Here is an 18,667-nt window from a genome sequence, read left to right on the forward strand (position 1 = left end):
AGGAGAAACCCATGCGTTCCACCCTGCGTATCGTTATCACCCTGGCCCTGGTCGCCGCGGCCCTCGTCGGCGGCTGGAGCCTCTGGCAGCACTACATGCTCTCGCCCTGGACGCGCGATGCGCGCATCCGCGCCGACGTGGTGGTGATCTCGCCGGACGTTTCCGGCTGGGTCGTCGACCTCAAGGTCCATGACAACCAGCAGGTGAAGGCCGGCGACCTGCTGCTCAGCGTCGACCGCGAGCGCTACCAGGCGGCGCTGGAAAAGGCCCACGCCGTGGCCGACACCCGCCAGCAGCAGCTGCGCCTGCGTGAACACGAAGCCTCGCGCCGTGCCCATCTGGGGCCCCAGGCGATCAGCGCCGAGCTGAAGGAGAATGCGCAGATCACCGCCGACATCGCCCGGGGCGAATACCGCCAGGCTCAGGCCGACGTGAAGGTCGCCGAGCTCAACCTGGCCCGCAGCGAGGTGCGCGCGCCACGCAGCGGGCAGGTCACCAACCTGCGCCTGGCCCAGGGCAACTATGCCAACGCCGGGCAGCCGGTGATGGCGCTGGTGGATGACGCTTCCTTCTATGTGCAGGCCTATTTCGAGGAAACCAAGCTGCCGGGAATCAAGGTCGGCGCACCGGTGAAGATCTGGCTGATGAGCGCTGGCCGTGCCCTGACCGGCACGGTGGAGAGCATCAGCCGCGGCATCACCGACCGCAACGCCAGCCCCGACGGCCAGTTGCTGGCCAACGTCGAGCCCACCTTCAACTGGGTGCGCCTGGCCCAGCGCATTCCGGTGCGGATCAAGCTCGACCCGGTGCCTGACGACATCCAGCTCAGCGCCGGGATGACCGCCAGCGTCACGGTCGGGGAGCAGCCGCAGGCGCAGCGATAGCCGGCCCCCCGCAACGAAAAAGCCCGGCGATTGCCGGGCTTTTTTCATCCTGCCTGCAGGGCTCAGCCGATGGTGATCGGCGGCAGCTCCGGCAGTTCGATGGCGAGGGACTGCTTGGGCGCGAGGACTTCGGCTTCGCCGTCCACCACCTGCTCGGCGTTCTGGTTGAACACGCGGGTGGCGATGCGCACGCGGTTCTTCGGCAGCTTCTCGAGGATTTCCAGTTCCACGGTCAGGGCGTCGCCGAGCTTCACCGGGCGGGTGAACTTCAGTTGCTGGCCGAGGTAGATGGTGCCCGGGCCGGGCAGCTCGCAGGCGATGGCCGCGCTGATCAGGGCGCCGCTGAACATGCCGTGGGCGATGCGCTCCTTGAAGAGGGTGCCGGCCGCGTACTCGGCGTCCAGGTGCACCGGGTTGCGGTCGCCGGAGAGGGCGGCGAACAGCTGGATGTCACGCTCTTCCACGGTCTTGGCGTAGCTGGCCTTCTGGCCGACTTCGAGGGCGTCGTAGGTGAAGTTGGTTACCTGGGTCATGGGGTGTCCTTGTTCGGTTGGCAGTAGCGACTGTGGGCAAGGGCATGCTCCAGCCAGTCGAGCAGGTGGGCCGTCACCTCGTCACGGTTGGTCTCGTTGAGCAGCTCGTGGCGGGCGTCCGGGTAGATTTTCAGTTGCACGTCCTTGATCCCGGCCTCGCGCAGGGCGCGGGCGAGGTCGTCCAGGCGGCGGCCGTCGCTGACCGGGTCGCGTGCGCCGCCCACCACCAGCAGCGGCAAGTCGGGGTCGATCTGCGCCAGGTGCTTGACCGGGGTGATGTTCTGAAGCCCGCCGAGCAGGTCGAGCCACAACTGGTTGGTGCAGCGGAAGCCGCACAGCGGGTCGTTGACGTACTTGTCCACTTCGTCCGGGTCGCGGCTGAGCCAGTCGAAGGCGGTGCGGTTGGGCTTGAAGGCCTTGTTGAACGAGCCGAAGGAGAGAAACTCGATCAGCGCGCTGCGGCCATTGGCGCCCTGGCGCCAGCGCTCCAGGCGGGCCACCAGGGCGCCGCTGCGGTACAGCGATACCGGCTGGTAGTTGGAACCGGAGAGGATCGCGCCCTGCAGGCTGCAGCTGTGCTGCATCAGGTAGGCCTGGCCGATGTAGCTGCCCATGCTGTGGCCGAGGAGGAAGATCGGCGCTTGCGGGTGCTGCTGGCGGATGTGGTGGTTGAGGCTGGCCAGGTCGCCGATCACCTTGTTCCAGCCGTCGTGCTCGGCGTACAGCCCGAGGATGCCGTGCTGGGCGGTGCGGCCGTGGCCGCGCTGGTCATGCACGTAGAGTTCCAGGCCCGCTGCCACCAGGGCCTGGCCCAGGCGTGCGTAACGGCCGCCGTGCTCGGCCATGCCGTGGGCGACCATCACCACGGCCCGGGGCTGGGCGTCGCCGCTCCAGCGGTTGACGTGCAGGGAGGCGCCGTCGCTGGCGGTGAGCCAGAAAGCATCGTGGTGCATGGCCAATCCTTGTGGCGTTGGGGTGTCGACGCATTGTGCACGGGCGGCCTGGCGGCGCAAAGCTCGGCACGTGGCTGACTGATCGGTTCCCTGCGGGACCGACCGGGCAATGGCCGGTCAAGGTGCAGCGGGCCGCTCAGGCACGGGCGATGGCGGCAAGATTCACACTGTCTATGACGCGTTCGCGAGTATTTGCGTACGGGTGCGGACCTGCTAATTTCCGGGCAGTCCCGCTCGCGGGCCAGACACATTCAGGGCAAAGAGGATAAGAACAATGCAACCTGATTTCTGGAGCGACAAACGCCCTGCTGGCGTACCCGACCAGATCGACCTGACCGCCTATCGCTCGGTGATCGAGGTCTTCGAACGTTCCTGCAAGAAATTCGCCGACCGACCGGCCTTCAGCAACCTCGGCGTCACCCTGACCTACGCCGAGCTGGACCGCCTCTCCGGCGCCTTCGCCGCCTACCTGCAGAAGCACACCGACCTCAAGCCCGGCGACCGCATCGCGGTGCAGATGCCCAACGTGCTGCAGTACCCGATCGCCGTGTTCGGCGCCCTGCGCGCCGGGCTCATCGTGGTCAACACCAACCCGCTGTACACCGCCCGCGAGATGCGCCACCAGTTCAAGGACGCCGGCGTGCGGGCACTGGTCTACGTCAACCTGTTCGGCAAGCTGGTGCAGGAAGTGCTGCCGGACACCGAAATCGACTACCTGATCGAAGCGCGCATGGGTGACATGCTGCCGAGCCTCAAGGGCTGGCTGGTCAACACCGTGGTGAAGAAGGTCAAGAAGATGGTCCCCGACTTCCACCTGCCCCAGGCGGTGTCCTTCAAGGCCGCGCTGAAGCAGGGCCAGGGCCACGCGCTGAAACCGGTGAAGGTGAGCCTGGACGACATCGCTGTGCTGCAGTACACCGGCGGCACCACGGGCGTGGCCAAGGGCGCGATGCTCACCCACGGCAACCTGGTGGCCAACATGCAGCAGGTGGATGCCTGCCTGTCGCAGCTCGGCCCGGACGGCCAGCCGCTGATGAAGCAGGGCCAGGAGATCATGATCGCGCCGCTGCCGCTCTATCACATCTATGCCTTCACCGCGAACTGCATGTGCATGATGGTCAACGGCAACCACAACGTGCTGATCACCAACCCGCGCGACATCCCCGGCTTCGTCAAGGAGCTGAAGAAATGGCGCTTCTCCGCGCTGCTGGGCCTCAACACCCTGTTCGTCGCGCTGATGGACCACCCCGAGTTCAAGGACCTGGATTTCTCCAACCTCAAGGTCACCAACTCCGGCGGCACCGCCCTGGTGAAGGCCACCGCCGAACGCTGGCAGGCCATGACCGGCTGCTCGGTGGTGGAGGGCTACGGCCTCACTGAAACCTCCCCGGTGGCCAGCACCAACCCCTATGGCACCCTGGCGCGCCTGGGCACCGTGGGCATCCCGGTACCGGGCACCGCCTTCAAGGTGATCGATGACGACGGCGCCGAGCTGCCCCTGGGCGAGCGCGGCGAGCTGTGCATCAAGGGCCCGCAGGTGATGAAGGGCTACTGGCAGCGCGAGGAAGCCACCGCCGAGGTGCTCGACGCCGAGGGCTGGCTGAAGACCGGCGACATCGCGGTGATCGACCCGGACGGCTACGTGCGCATCGTCGACCGCAAGAAGGACCTGATCATCGTCTCCGGCTTCAACGTCTATCCCAACGAGATCGAGGACGTGGTCATGGCCCACCCGAAGGTGGCCAGCTGCGCCGCCATCGGCGTGCCGGACGACAAGTCCGGCGAGGCGGTGAAGCTGTTCGTCGTGGCCCGCGAGGGCGGCCTCAGCGTCGACGAGCTGAAGGCCTACTGCAAAGCCAACTTCACCGGCTACAAGGTGCCCAAGCACATCGTCCTCAAGGACGCCCTGCCGATGACGCCGGTCGGCAAGATCCTCCGTCGCGAACTGCGCGACATCGCCTGACCCTTCCCCCATCCCCGGCCCGCGAGGGCCGGCGGATGCGCTGCGATCCCTCTGCGACGCCTTCTGCACGCTGTTTAGAGAAACTACTCTAAAGATGACCAGAGTCATTGCATTCGGTCATTTTAATGACTGATAAGGCCTTCTTTGGCTCTGGTCGCCCATTTGCAAAGCTGCTACTCTCGGCGCGTTTTTTTGCCCTGGAAAGGGCTTGAACGACTGCACAGAACACAACAAACAACTGCCTCCGGCAGTGAAGATCAGCTGTTGCTTAGGAGTGGGCTTCCATGACCGAAAATTTCTGGAAGGACAAGTATCCAGCAGGCATTCCTGCGGAAATCAATGCCGACGCGTATCCCAATATCCAGGCGGTATTGAAAGAGTCCTGCCAACGCTTTGCCGACAAGCCCGCTTTCAGCAACCTGGGCAAGACCATCACCTACGGTGAGCTCTACGAGCTGTCCGGCGCCTTCGCGGCCTACCTGCAACAGAACACCGACCTGCAACCGGGCGATCGCATCGCCGTGCAGCTGCCGAACGTGCTGCAGTACCCCGTGGTGGTCTTCGGTGCCCTGCGCGCCGGCCTCACCGTGGTCAACACCAACCCGCTGTACACCGCGCGGGAGATGGAGCACCAGTTCAACGACTCCGGCGCCAAGGCCCTGGTCTGCCTGGCCAACATGGCCCACCTGGCCCAGGACGTACTGCCGCGCACCGGCATAAAGCACGTCGTGGTCACCGAAGTCGGCGACATGCTGCCGGCGCTCAAGCGCCTGCTGGTCAACAGCGTCGTCAAGTACGTGAAGAAGATGGTCCCGGCCTTCCACCTGCCCCAGGCGGTGAAGCTCAACGATGCCCTGGCCAAGGGCCGTGGCAAGCCGGTCAAGGATGCCTCCCCGGCAGCGGGCGACATCGCCGTGCTGCAGTACACCGGCGGCACCACGGGCGTGGCCAAGGGCGCGATGCTCACCCACCGCAACCTGATCGCCAACATGCTGCAGTGCAAGGCACTGATGGGCGCCAACCTCAATGAAGGTTGCGAAGTGCTGATCACGCCGCTGCCGCTGTACCACATCTACGCCTTCACCTTCCATTGCATGTCCATGATGCTGACCGGCAACCACAACGTGCTGATCAGCAACCCGCGTGACCTGCCGACCATGGTCAAGGAACTGGGCAACTGGAAGTTCACCGGCTTCGTCGGCCTCAACACCCTGTTCGTCGCCCTGTGCAACAACGAGGACTTCCGCAAGCTCGATTTCTCCGCCCTGAAGCTGACCCTGTCCGGCGGCATGGCCCTGCAACTGGCCGCGGCCGAGCGCTGGAAAGACGTCACCGGTTGCGCCATCTGCGAAGGCTTCGGCATGACCGAAACCAGCCCGGTGGTGTCGGTGAACCCGTTCCAGAGCATCCAGATCGGCACCATCGGCATCCCGGTCCCCTCGACCGAGTGCAAGGTGGTCGACGACGAGGGCAACGACCTCGCCATCGGCGCCATCGGTGAGCTCTGCGTCAAGGGCCCGCAGGTGATGAAGGGCTACTGGCAGCGCCAGGACGCCACCGACGAGATCCTCTCGGCGGACGGCTGGCTGAAGACCGGCGACATCGGCCTGATCCAGGAAGACGGCTACATGCGCATCGTCGACCGCAAGAAGGACATGATCCTGGTCTCCGGTTTCAACGTGTACCCGAACGAGCTCGAAGACGTGCTCGCCACCCTGCCGGGCGTGCTGCAATGCGCCGCCATCGGCATCCCGGACGAGAAATCCGGCGAGGCGATCAAGGTCTTCGTGGTGGTCAAGCCGGGCGCCAACCTGACCAAGGACGAGGTGATGCAGCACATGCGCGCCAACGTCACCGGTTACAAGATGCCCAAGGCCGTCGAGTTCCGTGACAGCCTGCCGACCACCAACGTCGGCAAGATCCTGCGCCGTGAACTGCGTGACCAGGAACTGAAGAAGCTCAAGGGCTGATCCGTTCCGCCCTGAACAAGCCCCGCCTCTGCGGGGCTTTTTCTTTTCTGGCAGTCGCATCCAGGTGCGCCTCCGTAGGATGGGTAGAGCTCTGCGAAACCCATCACTGCGAAGTAGCCGGCCTGCTCCGCAGCTGGGTGCCGGGCGATGGACCCGATCCCGCCTGTGATGCCTCGACGTCCCATTTCCCGCCCGCTAGAGTGCCGACTCTCGCGACCGCCCTGGAGCCGGCCATGCCCTTGCCCGATCTCAACCTGCTGGTAGCCCTGGACGTGCTGCTCGACGAAGGCAGCGTCGCCGGAGCCGCGCGACGCATGCACCTGAGCGCGCCGGCCATGAGCCGCACCCTGGCGCGCATCCGCGAGGCGGTGGGCGACCCGATCCTGGTGCGCGCCGGTCGCGGCCTGGTGCCCACGCCCCGGGCGCTGGAGCTGCGCGAGCAGGTGCGCGACCTGGTGGAGCGCGCCAGCGGCCTGTTCCATGCCGACCAGGTGGACCTCTCCGGCTTGGAGCGCACCTTCAACATCCGCACCAACGACATCTTCATGGTCTGCTACGGCGGCCGCCTGTTCGAGCTGGCCCACCGCGAAGCGCCGGGGGCCGTGCTGCGCTTCGTCCCGGAGATCGACGGCGACGACGACGCCATGCGCGCAGGGCGCATCGACCTGATGATCGGCGCCTCGCTCACCCTGTCCCCGGAGATCAAGTCCCAGGGCCTGTTCGAATGCCGCTTCACCGGTATGGTGCGCGAGGGCCATCCGGTGCTGGAAGGCCCCCTCGATGCGGCGCGCTTCGCCACCTTCGAGCAGATCAGCGTCTCCCGCCGTGGCCTGGCCCGGGGCCCCATCGACCAGGCGCTGGCCGAGCTGGGCCTGTCGCGCAAGGTGGTGATGATCGCCCCCAGCTTCTTCTCCGCCGTGCTGGCCATGCTGGAGTCCGACCTGGTCCTGCCGATGCCCGACCCCGTGGTCGCCACCTGCCGGCGCCTCGGCCTGCCCCTGCGCGCCTTCGACATCCCCCTGGCGCTGGAGACGGTGCGGGTGCGCCAGTCCTGGCACCCACGCTTCGACAGCGACCCGGCCCACCGCTGGCTGCGCGGCCTGATCAAGCGCTGCTGCGAGGAAGGCCTGCCCGGCTAATCGAGGCTCGCCCCGACACGCTGGTGTTTGTTTATGAGTGCGTCTGACGCACTCGTAAATTAGAAATATTGCAATTTTCGGCATGCCATGGCCGCCCATAGACTTTCCGCGTATCCCTGAAACCCGGAAGTCCCCATGTCTTGCATGCACTCGCGCGCCAGCGGAGCACCGCTCCGATGAACGCGCCCCTGTCCCTGCCCCAGGCCGCCGCCAAGCCCGCCGCCGCACCGGTGCCGACGCCCTTCGGGCTGCGCATCGTCGTCGGCCTGGTGGGCGTGTTGCTGGCGGTGCTGGTGGCCGGCTTCAACGAAAACGTCACCAAGGTCGCCCTGGCCGATATCCGCGGCGCCATGGGCATCGGCCGTGACGAAGGCACCTGGCTGCTGGCGCTCTACGCCGCGCCCTCGGTCTGTGCCATGGCCTTTGCCCCCTGGTTCTCGGTGACCTTCTCCCTGCGCCGCTTCACCCTCGCGGCCATCGGCGCCTTCATGGTGCTGGGCCTGCTCAGCCCCCTGGCGCCCAACCTGCAGTGCCTGATGGCCCTGCGCGCCCTGCAGGGCCTGGCCGGCGGGGCGCTGCCGCCGATGCTGATGACCGTGGCGCTGCGCTTCCTGCCCGCCAACATCAAGCTCTACGGCCTGGCCGGCTACGCCCTGACCGCCACCTTCGGCCCTGGCCTGGGCACGCCGCTGGCGGCCTTCTGGGTGGAGGTCGTCGGCTGGCGCTGGGCCTTCTGGCAGATCATGCCCCTGAGCCTGTTGGCCCTGGCTGCCGTGTCCTGGGGGCTGCCCCAGGACCCGCTGCGCCTGGAACGCTTCCGCCAGTTCGATTGGCTGGGCCTGCTATTGGGCTTCCCGGCGCTGTCGATGCTGGTGGTCGGCCTGGTGCAGGGTGACCGCCTGGACTGGTTCGAGACGCCGCTGATCTGCCTGCTGCTGGGCGGGGGCTCGGTGCTGCTGGTGCTGTTCCTGCTCAACGAATGGAAGCACCCGCTGCCGTTCTTCAAGCTGCAGCTGCTCAAGCTGCGCAACCTCAGCTTCGCCCTGTTCGTGCTCGGTGGCGTGCTCTTCGTGCTGCTCGGGGTCATCAGCGTGCCCTCCGCCTACCTGGCCCAGGTGCAAGGCTACCGGCCGCTGCAGAGCGCCCCGGTGTTCCTCGTGGTGGCCCTGCCGCAACTGCTGGCACTGCCCCTGGTGGCGGCCCTGTGCAACCTGCGCTGGGTGGACTGCCGCTGGGTGCTGGCCTGTGGCCTGGCCATGCTCGCCGTCGCCTGCTGGCTGGGTGCCGGGCTGACCTCGGCCTGGGTGCGCGAAGACTTCTACCTGGTGCAGGCGCTGCAGATCTTCGGCCAGCCCATGGCGGTGCTGCCGCTGCTGATGCTCTCCACCGGCAGCATCACACCGCCGGACGGCCCCTTCGCCTCGGCCTGGTTCAACACCATCAAGGGCTTCGCCGCAGTGCTCGCTGGGGGCGTGCTGGAAGCCCTCGGCACCCTGCGTCTGCACCTGCATTCCACCCAACTGGTGGATCGCCTGGGCAACAGCCCGCTGCTGGAGGAGGGCGCGCAACTGGCCCGCCGCGTCCACCAGCAGGCCTCGGTGCTGGCCTCCGCCGACCTCTACCTGTGCCTGGCCGTTCTGGCGGCCGCATTGATCATCGCCATCCCCTTCGTGCCCACGCGCATCTACCCGCCGCGTGCCCCGAGCTAACGGAAGAATCATCATGACCGACACACGACCCCGTACCCCCCTGATCGCCGGCGCCTTGCTGGCCGGCGCCGGCCTCATCGCCTGGAGCGCCTGGCACTTCACCGCCGGCAACCGTGGCGAAGGCACCAACGACGCCTTCGTCCAGGCCGACTTCACCCTGGTGGCACCCAAGGTCTCCGGCTTCATCGGCGAGGTGCTGGTGGAGGACAACCAGCCGGTGACGGCCGGCCAGTTGCTGGCGCGCATCGACGACCGCGATTACCGTGCCGCGCTGTCCGGCGCCCGCGCCAAAGTGGCCAGCGCCGAGGCCCGCCTGGCCAACGCCCGGGCCACCCTGGAACGGCAGGACGCGCTGATCCGCCAGGCCGAGGCCACGGTGGAGGCGGACCGCGCCGAGATGGAGTTCGCCCGTCACGAGCTGGAGCGCTACCAGCACCTGGCCGGGCAGGGCGCCGGCACCCTGCAGAGCGCCCAGCAGGCGCGCAGCCGCTTCGACACCAGCCGTGCGCGGCAGGCCGAACACGCCGCCGCATTGCTGGCCACGCGCAAGCAGACCGACGTGCTCGCCGCCCAGCGCGACGCCGCCCAGGCCGCCCTGGAGCAAGCCCGTGCCGGCCTCGAGCGGGCCGAGCTGGACCTTTCCCACATCGAGCTGCGTGCGCCCATGGACGGCATGGTCGGCCGCCGCGCGGTGCGGGTCGGCGCCTTCGTCAGCCCCGGCCAGGTGCTGCTGGCGGTGGTGCCCCTGGCGCGTGCCTACGTGGTCGCCAACTTCCAGGAAACCCAGCTCACCCACATGCGCCCCGGCCAAGTAGTGCAGGTGACCGTGGACAGCTTCCCCGGCGAGGTGCTGCGCGGTCGCATCGAGAGCATCGCTCCGGCCACCGGCGTGACCTTCGCTGCCATCGCCCCGGACAACGCCACCGGTAACTTCACCAAGGTGGTGCAGCGCATCCCGGTGAAGGTCCGCCTCGACGAGGGCCAGCCCCTGGCCGCGCGCTTGCGGGTGGGCATGTCGGTGGAAGCCGACGTGGACACCCGTGGCGAGCCCGAAGCCCTGGCGGGGGTGAACTGAGATGCGTCGACACGCGACCCTGCTGGTCCTGGCGATGGGCCTCGGCGCCTGCAGCGTCGGCCCGGACTTCACCCGGCCCGACGCCGAACTGGACACGAACTGGACCCTGGCCGACGACGCCGACCTGCCGAGCCGCGTGCTCCAGGCCGATCTGGACGAACGCTGGTGGGAGGGCTTCGGCGACCCGCTGCTGGCTTCGCTTATCCACCGCGCCACCCACGAGAACCTCGACCTGCTCGCCGCCGCCAACCGCGTGGAGCAGAGCCGCGCCGCACGTCGCAGCGTGGCCGCCGGGCAGGCGCCGGATCTCGGTGTCGGCGCGGGCTACAGTCGCGCGCGCAACAGCCAGCGCGGCCTTTCCGACCCGTCCGGCGAGTCGGGCCGCGCTGCCTACAGCCTCTGGCAGGGCGGCCTGGACATGGCCTGGGAGCTGGACCTCTGGGGCCGGGTAAGGCGCGAGGTGGAAGCGGCGGACGCCGGCGTGCAGGTCTCCGAGGAGACGCGCCGAGGCGTGCTGCTGGCGGTGACGGCGGAAACCGCGCGCCGCTACATCGAGCTGCGTGGCGCGCAGAACGCCCTGGCCATCACGCTGCAGAACCTGGAGATCGCCCGGCGCAGCCTGGCCCTCAACCGCACCCGCCTGGCCGATGGCGTCGCCACCCAGCTGGAGGTGGCCGAAGCGGCGGCACAGGTGGCCAGCCTCGAATCGCGCCTGCCGCCCCTGCGTCAGCGCGAGGCAAGCCTGGCCAATGCCCTGGCCCTGTTGCTGGCGCTGCCGCCCGGCGCGCTGCGCGAGGCGCTGGCGGCCCAGGAGGCACCGGCCATTCCCACCGGCCCGGCACGGGTGCCCTTGGGCCTGCCCAGTGAACTGGCCGAGCGCCGCCCGGACATCCGCCGCGCCGAAGCTGCCCTGCACGCCGCCACGGCCGAAATAGGCGTGGCCGAGGGCGACTTCTACCCGCGCATCACCCTCTCCGGCGACCTCGGCTTGCAAGCCCTGCAACTGAACGACCTGGGCTGGGACGCCCGACGCTTCGCCGTCGGCCCGGCCCTGAGCCTGCCGCTGTTCGACGGCGGCCGCCGGCGCGGCACCCTGGAACTGAGCAAAGCCCGCCAGCAGGAAGCCGCCATCGCCTACCGCAGCACCGTGCTCGCCGCCTGGCACGAAGTGGACGACACCCTCGGCGCCTGCCAGGCACAGCAACGCCGACAGGCCAGCCTGGACCAGGCGGTGGAACACGCCCGCGTGGCCCTCGACAACGCCGAACGCCAATACGGCCAGGGCACGGTGGACTTCCTCAACGTGCTCAGCGTGCAGAACGCGCTGCTGGCCAACCAGGCCGAACAGGTGGACAGCGCCACCGCCGCCGCCCTGGCGCTGGTGGACCTCTACCGCGCCCTTGGTGGCGGCTGGCAGGCGTTGGAAGGGGAGGGTGCGTCGGGGGCCTGATACCGGCGGGCGTTGGTATCCGGTTTCCGGGTGAAGGCCGATCGCGAATGAATTCGCTCCCACGGGGGCGGCGCTGCGCGCCGCTTGGCGACTGAAGTCGCCCCTACATCTCGGGCACCGTGCGGAGCTGATCGATGCGTAGATACCGTCTTGATCCCTAGTGAGCAAGGGCCAGTTTTACGTCGTACGGCTGGCCCGATTTCAAGACGCCATAAGCGATGTTCAGCAGCTTACGCATCGCTGCGCAGATGATCTGCATGCCGGTCTTGCCCTTGGCTCTGAGGCGTTCTCTCATCGCTTTGATCGCCCCGTTGTGCTGCAGGGCGCAAACGGCAGGCATGTACAGCCCAGCACGCAGCCGCGATGAGCCCATCTTGGAAATGCGGGTCTGCCCCCGGTACTTACCAGACTCCTGCAAACGCGGGTTGAGTCCGGCAAAGGCGGTAATCGCGCGGCTGCTGGTGAAGCGATGAGGGTCGCCCAGCTCCGCCAGGATCAGGGCGGCTGTCTTGTCCGCGATGCCATCGATGCTGGTCAACAGATCACGTTTGCCACGCAGATCCGGGTCATTGTCGATGTGGTCGTTGATGGCCTTGAGGGTTTCCTCGATCTGTTGCTCGATGTGCCGCAACACTGAGCGGATCGACTCCTGCACGCTGGTATCGGCCACCTCCAGGCGATTGCTCTCCATCTGCTGGATTTCCTGCAGATCCGCCAGGCGCCGCATCAGTGCTTTCAGGCGCCGTATGGCGCGAGGTTCAGGCTGCCAGGGCCGTAGCTCGTCTTGGTGGCGCTCGCCGTATTCGGCGATCAGCTTGGCGTCGACCTTGTCAGTTTTCACGCGCTGCAGCTGACTGCGGGCGTAGTGGGCGATCTGCGCAGGGTTGAGGACGCAGACCCGATAGTTCTGCTCCAGCAGCCATTCGGCCAGGGCTTCATGGTGGATGCCGGTGGCTTCCATCACGACCCAGGCACCCGCCTCGCTGTGCTTGTTCAGCCACTCCTGCAGCGTGCGAAAGCCCGCCTCGCTGTTGGCCAACTTGGCCTTGGTGCGGTACTTGCCGTTCGCCTGCAGGGTGGCGATATCAAACGTGTGCTTCGCAATGTCGACACCAATGACACTGGGCATGTGTGCTCCTCCTGATCGTTCCAAATGCGATCATCACTGCACCCGGCCCAACCTTGTGAATGCGAGCTCTGGGCTCAAGATACCGTTCGGGCTGTTCGAGTGAGTGTGGAGGGGCGGAGCACTATCTACGTCGCAGGCTCAGGGCCTAAGGGTGGACACGACTTCCAGCCCCTCCCCCGATGATCAGTCGGGAACTATTACCCCTGAAGGGGTAGTTAGTCGAGATACAAGGGTGGAGGTCGCTCTTTACCTCCACCGTGCGGAGTCAATCTGGGCGCGACCTGCCATGCCCCCGGGCTGAAGCCCGGGCTACGGGTCTGAAACCCCCGGGCCAGCCGCTTCGCTAGCTCTACCGAACGGTATGACCTCTCGTCGCCCCTGGCCGGTGCCAGCATTGCGACAGCTGTCGATTCGCATAATCTGCGCCGGTCCGCGGGCCCCTGACCCGCGCCGTTACGCTTTCCTGGGGGACCTCCATGCGTATGAATGTGCGTCGAATCCTCCTGGCCTGGATGCTGGGAGTTGTCGTCGTCGGCCCGACTGTGGCCGCTGAAAACCCGTCTGCGAAACCGGTGATCGGTTCCGCCTCGCAACAGGCCGTGACGGGCCGCCCGCTCAGCGTGCTGTTCGTGGGCAACAGCTACACCTTCTACAACGACCTGCCGCGCATGGTCCGGCAGATGTCCCTCGACGCCGCCCAGCCGCGCCCGCTGGACGTGCGCGACGTCACCTTCGGCGGCGCCAGCCTCGAAGCCCACTGGAACCGTGGCGTGGTGCAGAAGGTGCTGGCCAGCCAGCACTGGGACTATGTGGTGATCCAGGACTTCAGCACCATGCCGGTGGACAACCCCGAGAAGACCCGCAAATACGTGCGCCTGATGGCCGCCGAGGCACGCAAGGCCGGTGCCCAGCCGATCCTCTACCTGACCTGGGCGCGCCAGGCGATCCCAGCCATGCAGACGCAGCTCGACAGCGTCTACACCGGCCTGGCCAACGAGACCCATTCCCTGCTGGCCCCGGTCGGCCAGGCCTGGAAGCAGGCCCTGGCGGCCACGCCGCAACCGCACCTGTTCATCGAGGACGGCAGCCACCCGAGCTACAGCGGCAGCTACCTCACCGCCTCGGTGTTCTATTCGCTGATCTACGGCGTGCAGCCGCCGGCGCCGTCGCCCGAGCAGGCCGCGCGCCTGGATCGCGACAGCAGCGGCAGCGCCTTGCAGGGCTTCGCCTGGAACTCCCTGCAGGCCCAGGACCTGGCCTTGCGCACCGTGCCGGCCGAGCTGCGCAGCCTGCCGATCACCGCCACCCGTTGACCCGCTCCACCCCGCGTTGCCGAGCCGTCGGCGCGCGGGGCGCTTGCCGATGCGGTGTGGGGGCGGAATCTGCGACAATCGCGCCTTTGCCACGATTGCCCAGCGCCTGATGACCGACATCGCCTCCCTGCACAAGAACCTCGATCACGCCCTGATCGCCGACCGCCATCGCCTGCGTCGCCAGCTCCACGAGCTGCACAAGAAGCCGGACGAGGCCAAGTTCGCCCAGTGGCTGGAGCGCTTCCAGGCGTCCTGCGCCAAGGTCGAGGCGCGCCGCAGCAGCGTGCCGCGCATGCGCTACGACGATGCCCTGCCCATCGCCGCCAAGCGTGACGAGATCAAGGCCGCGCTGGAGAAACACCAGGTCCTGGTGATCGCCGGCGAAACCGGTTCGGGCAAGACCACCCAGTTGCCGAAGATCTGCCTGGAGATGGGGCGTGGCACCCACGGCCTGATCGGCCACACCCAGCCGCGCCGGCTGGCCGCGCGCAGCGTGGCGACCCGCGTGGCCGAGGAGATCGGCACGCCCCTGGGCGAGCTGGTGGGCTACCAGGTGCGCTTCGAGGACCAGTCCAACGAGCGCAGCCTGGTCAAGTTGATGACCGACGGCATCCTCCTGGCCGAAACCCAGCATGACCGCCTGCTCGAGCGCTACGACACCATCATCGTCGACGAGGCCCACGAGCGGAGCCTGAACATCGACTTCCTCCTGGGCTACCTGAAAACGCTGCTGCCACGGCGCCCGGACCTGAAGCTGATCATCACCTCGGCGACCATCGACCTGGAGCGCTTCTCCAAACATTTCGGTGACGCACCCATAGTCGAAGTCTCCGGCCGCACCTACCCGGTGGACACCTGGTACCGGCCCCTGGCCGCCGAGGTGGACGAGAACGGCGAAGCGCTGTTCGACGACCTGTCGGTGGACCAGGGCATCCTCCGCGCCCTGGAAGAGATCGGCGACTTCGAGCGCGCCGAGGGCAAGCGCCCGGGTGATGTGCTGGTGTTCCTTCCCGGCGAGCGCGAGATCCGCGATGCCGCCGAGGTGCTGCGCAAGGCCAACCTGCGCCTGACCGAGGTGCTGCCGCTCTATGCGCGCCTGACCCCGGCCGAGCAGCAGAAGATCTTCGCGCCCATGGCCGGCCGCAAGATCGTGCTCGCCACCAACGTTGCCGAAACCTCGCTGACGGTGCCCGGTATCCGCTACGTGATCGACAGCGGCACCGCGCGCATCAGCCGCTACAGCTACCGCGCCAAGGTGCAGCGCCTGCCCATCGAGGCCGTGTCCCAGGCCAGCGCCAACCAGCGCAAGGGCCGTTGCGGCCGTGTCGAGCCGGGCATCTGCGTGCGCCTCTACAGCGAGGAGGATTTCCTCGGCCGCCCTGAGTTCACCGACCCGGAGATCCTGCGTACCAACCTGGCGGCGGTGATCCTGCAGATGCTCCACCTGCGCCTTGGCGAAATCAGCGACTTCCCCTTCATCGAGCCGCCGGATGGCAAGGCGGTGAGCGACGGCTTCACCCTGCTGCAGGAACTCTCGGCGGTGAACCGCGAGGGCCAGCTCACGCCCCTGGGCCGCCAGCTGGCGCGCCTGCCGGTGGACCCGCGCCTGGGCCGCATGGTGCTGGAAGGCGCCCACCAGGGCAGCCTCGACGAAGTGCTGCTGATCACCAGCGCGCTCTCGGTGCAGGACCCGCGCGAACGGCCGATGGAGCGCCAGCAGGCCGCCGACCAGGCCCACGCGCAATGGAAGGACGTGGATTCCGACTTCGCCGCGCTGGTCAATCTCTGGCGCGGCTTCGAGGAACAGCGCCAGGCGCTGGGCTCCAACGCGCTGCGCAACTGGTGCCGCAAGAACTTCCTCAACTACATGCGCCTGCGCGAGTGGCGTGACGCCCACCGTCAGCTGACGCTGATCTGCCGCGAGCTCAAGCTGACCCTCAACAAGGAGCCGGCGGACTACCCGCGCGTGCACAAGGCGCTGCTCTCCGGCCTGCTCAGCCAGATCGGCCAGAAGAGCGAGGACGGCGACTACCTCGGCGCCCGCCAGCGGCGTTTCTGGATCCACCCCTCGACCGTGATCGCCAAGAAGCGGCCGCAATGGATCATGGCCGCCGAACTGGTGGAGACCACCAAGCTGTTCGCGCGCATGGTCGCCAAGATCGACCCCGACTGGCTGGAGCCCCTGGCCGGCCACCTGGTGAAGAAGAACCACCTGGAGCCGCACTGGGAGAAGAAGCGTGGCCAGGTCGTGGCCTACGAGCAGGTCAGCCTCTACGGGCTGATCGTGGTCGGCCGGCGCCCGGTGCATTACGGGCCCATCGACCCACCGGTGGCCCGCGAGCTGTTCATCCGCGAGGGCCTGGTGCGTGGCGAAATCCACAGCCGCGCCAAGTGCCTGGCCGCCAACCGCCAGTTGCTGGAACGCCTCGACGAGCTGGAGGCCAAGGCCCGGCGTCGCGACATCCTGGCCGACGAGGAAACCCTCTTCGACTACTACGCCGCGCGCCTGCCGGAGGACATCTACCAGACCGCCAGCTTCGAGAAATGGTACGAGCGCGAGCGGGCGAAGAGCCCCGAGCTGCTGATCATGCGCGAGGAGGACGTGCTGGCCCGCGAGGCCAACGAAGTCACCGCCGCGCAGTATCCCGACACCCTGCGCATCGGCGACCTGCAGCTGTCCCTGGACTACCACTTCGAGCCCGGCCATGCCCGTGACGGCGTGACCCTGCGGGTGCCAGCGCCGCTGCTGCCACAACTCCAGGCCGAGCGCCTGGACTGGCTGGTGCCCGGGTTGCTGGAAGCCAAGTGCGTGGCCCTGGTGCGCAACCTGCCCAAGGCCATCCGCAAGAACTTCGTGCCGGTGCCGGACTTCGTCAAGGCTGCGCTGGCCAAGCTGGTCTTCGCCGAGGGTTCGCTGCCCGAAGCGCTGGGCCGCGAGCTGCAACGCATGACCGGCTCGCGGGTGCCCGAGGAGGCCTGGACTGAAGCCGCCGCGCTGCTGGAAGGGCACCTGAAGATGAACATCGAGGTGGTCGACGCCCGGGGCAAGTTCCTCGGCGAGGGCCGCGACCTGGCCGAGCTGACCGCGCGCTTCGCCGAAGCCAGCCAGGCCGCCCTGGCCATCCCTCAGGGCGACAAGGCGCAGAAGGCGGTGGAAGCCAAGGTGTTCGCCGAGGTCGCCGAGAAGACCCAGCAGAAGATCGCCGGGCTCTCCATGACCGTCTACCCGGCGCTGGTGGAGGAGGGCGGGGTGGTCAAGGAACACCGCTTCCCAACCCAGGCCGAAGCCGAGTACCAGCACCGCCGCGCCCTGCAGCGTCTGCTCCTGCAACAGCTGGCCGAGCCGGCCAAGTTCCTCCGTGGCAAGCTGCCGGGCCTCACCGAGCTGGGCCTGCTTTACCGCGATATGGGCCGGGTCGATGCGCTGGTGGAGGACATCCTCCTGGCCAGCCTCGACAGCTGCATCCTCGAAGGCGAAACCAACCTGCCCCGCGATGGCGCGGCACTGGCCTCGCTGGCGGAGAAGAAGCGCGGCGCCTGGGCCGAACATGCCGAGCGCCTGGCGCGCCTGGTGCTGGACATCCTCAAGCTGTGGCACGGCCTGCAGAAGCGCTTCAAGGGGCGCATCGACCTGGCCCAGGCGGTGGCGCTGAACGACATCAAGGCGCAGCTGGGCAACCTGGTGTACCCCGGTTTCGTCCGCGAAACCCCGGGCGAATGGCTGAAGGAGCTGCCGCGCTACCTCAAGGCCATCGAGCAGCGCTTCGACAAGATCGGCGCCCAGCTGCAGCGCGACCGCGTCTGGTCCGGCGAGCTGGCCGGCTACTGGGAGCAGTACCAGGCACGCCTGGCCAAGCACGCCCAGGAGGGTAAGCGCGACCCCGAGCTGCAAACCTTCCGCTGGATGCTGGAGGAGTACCGCGTGTCCCTCTTCGCCCAGCAGTTGGGCACCAAGATGGCGGTTTCCGATAAACGACTGAATAAGCAGTGGACCCAGGTAGAGGCTTGATCGATGAGTGATGCGCTGTTCGACATCCGCCCCATGAACCCCGAGCAATACCGCGAGAAGACCCGGCGCATCGCCATCGGCATCGCCGTGCTGTTCATCGCCCTGGCCATGCTCATGGCCACCCTCAGCGTGCAGCTGTTCGGCACGCCGGGTGGCGATAACTTCCGCTGGAACCTGATCGGTGTGCTGGCCGGGGTGGCGATCACCCTGGCGCTGGTGCGCCTGCAACTGTGGCCGCGCCCCTTCATGGCGCCGGCGGTGTATGGCTGGCGGCTCAAGCGCAGCCTGATGCGCGTCACCAACCTGATGCACCGGGTCAAGGCGGGGGTCGCCGTGAACGACCCGGCGGCGATGAAGCTGCTGCGCTTCTACCACCTGGGCGTGACCCAGATGCACCAGCTGGACGGCAACACCTCCGACCTCAGCCAGATGGTCCACGAGATCGATGCGCACCGCGAAGCGATGACGGCCCAGGGGCTGGATACCGAACAGACCCACCTCGACCCGGCCTGGCTGGACGCGGTCAAGCGCTTCGGCTGA

At 67.5% G+C, this 18,667-nt stretch carries 13 protein-coding genes; 10 read left to right on the plus strand and 3 right to left on the minus strand.

Annotated elements, in window-relative coordinates:
- Nucleotides 1-11 precede the first annotated feature (11 nt).
- Nucleotides 12-884, plus strand: a complete 873-nt coding sequence (locus tag PSm6_RS17835; RefSeq protein ID WP_021219257.1) for an efflux RND transporter periplasmic adaptor subunit — start codon at nucleotides 12-14, stop codon at nucleotides 882-884.
- A 62-nt stretch (nucleotides 885-946) separates the two neighbouring features.
- Here the strand turns inward: PSm6_RS17835 and PSm6_RS17840 are convergent, their stop codons facing one another.
- Both PSm6_RS17840 and PSm6_RS17845 read right to left on the minus strand, forming a co-directional pair.
- Nucleotides 947-1,417 (minus strand): MaoC family dehydratase, encoded by a 471-nt coding sequence (locus PSm6_RS17840; RefSeq protein WP_265167882.1) that lies wholly within the window; start codon nucleotides 1,415-1,417, stop codon nucleotides 947-949.
- Nucleotides 1,414-2,370: an alpha/beta hydrolase gene (locus tag PSm6_RS17845; protein ID WP_021219259.1), complete on the minus strand. Its 957-nt coding sequence runs from the start codon at nucleotides 2,368-2,370 to the stop codon at nucleotides 1,414-1,416. The genes PSm6_RS17840 and PSm6_RS17845 overlap by 4 nt, the downstream gene beginning before the upstream one ends.
- A gap of 274 nt (nucleotides 2,371-2,644) precedes the next feature.
- Between PSm6_RS17845 and fadD2 the strand changes: the two genes are divergently transcribed.
- The 6 genes from fadD2 to PSm6_RS17875 all read left to right on the plus strand — a co-directional run bounded on the left by fadD2 (nucleotide 2,645) and on the right by PSm6_RS17875 (nucleotide 11,676).
- A complete protein-coding gene (gene fadD2, locus PSm6_RS17850; RefSeq protein ID WP_021219260.1) occupies nucleotides 2,645-4,333 on the plus strand; it encodes a long-chain-fatty-acid--CoA ligase FadD2 in 1,689 nt (562 codons plus the stop codon).
- A gap of 284 nt (nucleotides 4,334-4,617) precedes the next feature.
- On the plus strand, nucleotides 4,618-6,303 hold the full coding sequence (gene fadD1 / locus PSm6_RS17855) for a long-chain-fatty-acid--CoA ligase FadD1 (protein ID WP_021219261.1): 1,686 nt from the start codon (nucleotides 4,618-4,620) through the stop codon (nucleotides 6,301-6,303).
- 233 nt (nucleotides 6,304-6,536) lie between these two features.
- Complete coding sequence (locus PSm6_RS17860) at nucleotides 6,537-7,442, plus strand: LysR family transcriptional regulator (protein ID WP_265167883.1); 906 nt, start codon at nucleotides 6,537-6,539, stop codon at nucleotides 7,440-7,442.
- Between the two features lie 176 nt (nucleotides 7,443-7,618).
- Nucleotides 7,619-9,151, plus strand: a complete 1,533-nt coding sequence (locus PSm6_RS17865) for an MFS transporter (protein ID WP_265167884.1) — start codon at nucleotides 7,619-7,621, stop codon at nucleotides 9,149-9,151.
- Nucleotides 9,152-9,164: 13 nt separating this feature from the next.
- The gene (locus PSm6_RS17870) at nucleotides 9,165-10,226 is read left to right on the plus strand and encodes an HlyD family secretion protein (protein WP_265167885.1); all 1,062 of its coding nucleotides are present in this window, start codon (nucleotides 9,165-9,167) and stop codon (nucleotides 10,224-10,226) included.
- 1 nt (nucleotide 10,227) lies between these two features.
- Complete coding sequence (locus PSm6_RS17875; protein WP_265167886.1) at nucleotides 10,228-11,676, plus strand: efflux transporter outer membrane subunit; 1,449 nt, start codon at nucleotides 10,228-10,230, stop codon at nucleotides 11,674-11,676.
- A gap of 157 nt (nucleotides 11,677-11,833) precedes the next feature.
- Here the strand turns inward: PSm6_RS17875 and PSm6_RS17880 are convergent, their stop codons facing one another.
- On the minus strand, nucleotides 11,834-12,805 hold the full coding sequence (locus tag PSm6_RS17880; RefSeq protein WP_043247430.1) for an IS110 family RNA-guided transposase: 972 nt from the start codon (nucleotides 12,803-12,805) through the stop codon (nucleotides 11,834-11,836).
- 482 nt (nucleotides 12,806-13,287) lie between these two features.
- On the opposite strand from PSm6_RS17880, the gene PSm6_RS17885 reads away from it, so the two are divergent.
- The 3 genes from PSm6_RS17885 (at nucleotide 13,288) to PSm6_RS17895 (ending at nucleotide 18,667) form a co-directional block, all read left to right on the plus strand.
- Entirely contained in the window at nucleotides 13,288-14,118 is an 831-nt protein-coding gene (locus PSm6_RS17885; protein WP_148304303.1) for an SGNH/GDSL hydrolase family protein, read from the plus strand.
- Nucleotides 14,119-14,227: 109 nt separating this feature from the next.
- Nucleotides 14,228-18,127: an ATP-dependent RNA helicase HrpA gene (hrpA, locus tag PSm6_RS17890; RefSeq protein ID WP_043244417.1), complete on the plus strand. Its 3,900-nt coding sequence runs from the start codon at nucleotides 14,228-14,230 to the stop codon at nucleotides 18,125-18,127.
- 3 nt (nucleotides 18,128-18,130) lie between these two features.
- Nucleotides 18,131-18,667 (plus strand): DUF3087 domain-containing protein, encoded by a 537-nt coding sequence (locus tag PSm6_RS17895; protein WP_021219268.1) that lies wholly within the window; start codon nucleotides 18,131-18,133, stop codon nucleotides 18,665-18,667.

Origin of the sequence: Pseudomonas solani (genome assembly GCF_026072635.1) — a bacterium.
GTDB lineage: Bacteria > Pseudomonadota > Gammaproteobacteria > Pseudomonadales > Pseudomonadaceae > Metapseudomonas > Metapseudomonas solani.

Excerpts from the sequence above, each read along its gene's own strand:
- PSm6_RS17875 (WP_265167886.1), top strand. The coding sequence starts at position 10,228 with ATGCGTCGACACGCGACCCTGCTGGTCCTGGCGATGGGCCTCGGCGCC.
- PSm6_RS17860 (WP_265167883.1), top strand. The coding sequence starts at position 6,537 with ATGCCCTTGCCCGATCTCAACCTGCTGGTAGCCCTGGACGTGCTGCTC.
- PSm6_RS17895 (WP_021219268.1), top strand. The coding sequence starts at position 18,131 with ATGAGTGATGCGCTGTTCGACATCCGCCCCATGAACCCCGAGCAATAC.
- PSm6_RS17870 (WP_265167885.1), top strand. The coding sequence starts at position 9,165 with ATGACCGACACACGACCCCGTACCCCCCTGATCGCCGGCGCCTTGCTG.
- PSm6_RS17880 (WP_043247430.1), bottom strand. The coding sequence starts at position 12,805 with ATGCCCAGTGTCATTGGTGTCGACATTGCGAAGCACACGTTTGATATC.
- fadD1 (WP_021219261.1), top strand. The coding sequence starts at position 4,618 with ATGACCGAAAATTTCTGGAAGGACAAGTATCCAGCAGGCATTCCTGCG.
- hrpA (WP_043244417.1), top strand. The coding sequence starts at position 14,228 with ATGACCGACATCGCCTCCCTGCACAAGAACCTCGATCACGCCCTGATC.
- PSm6_RS17865 (WP_265167884.1), top strand. The coding sequence starts at position 7,619 with ATGAACGCGCCCCTGTCCCTGCCCCAGGCCGCCGCCAAGCCCGCCGCC.
- PSm6_RS17835 (WP_021219257.1), top strand. The coding sequence starts at position 12 with ATGCGTTCCACCCTGCGTATCGTTATCACCCTGGCCCTGGTCGCCGCG.
- PSm6_RS17845 (WP_021219259.1), bottom strand. The coding sequence starts at position 2,370 with ATGCACCACGATGCTTTCTGGCTCACCGCCAGCGACGGCGCCTCCCTG.
- fadD2 (WP_021219260.1), top strand. The coding sequence starts at position 2,645 with ATGCAACCTGATTTCTGGAGCGACAAACGCCCTGCTGGCGTACCCGAC.
- PSm6_RS17885 (WP_148304303.1), top strand. The coding sequence starts at position 13,288 with ATGAATGTGCGTCGAATCCTCCTGGCCTGGATGCTGGGAGTTGTCGTC.
- PSm6_RS17840 (WP_265167882.1), bottom strand. The coding sequence starts at position 1,417 with ATGACCCAGGTAACCAACTTCACCTACGACGCCCTCGAAGTCGGCCAG.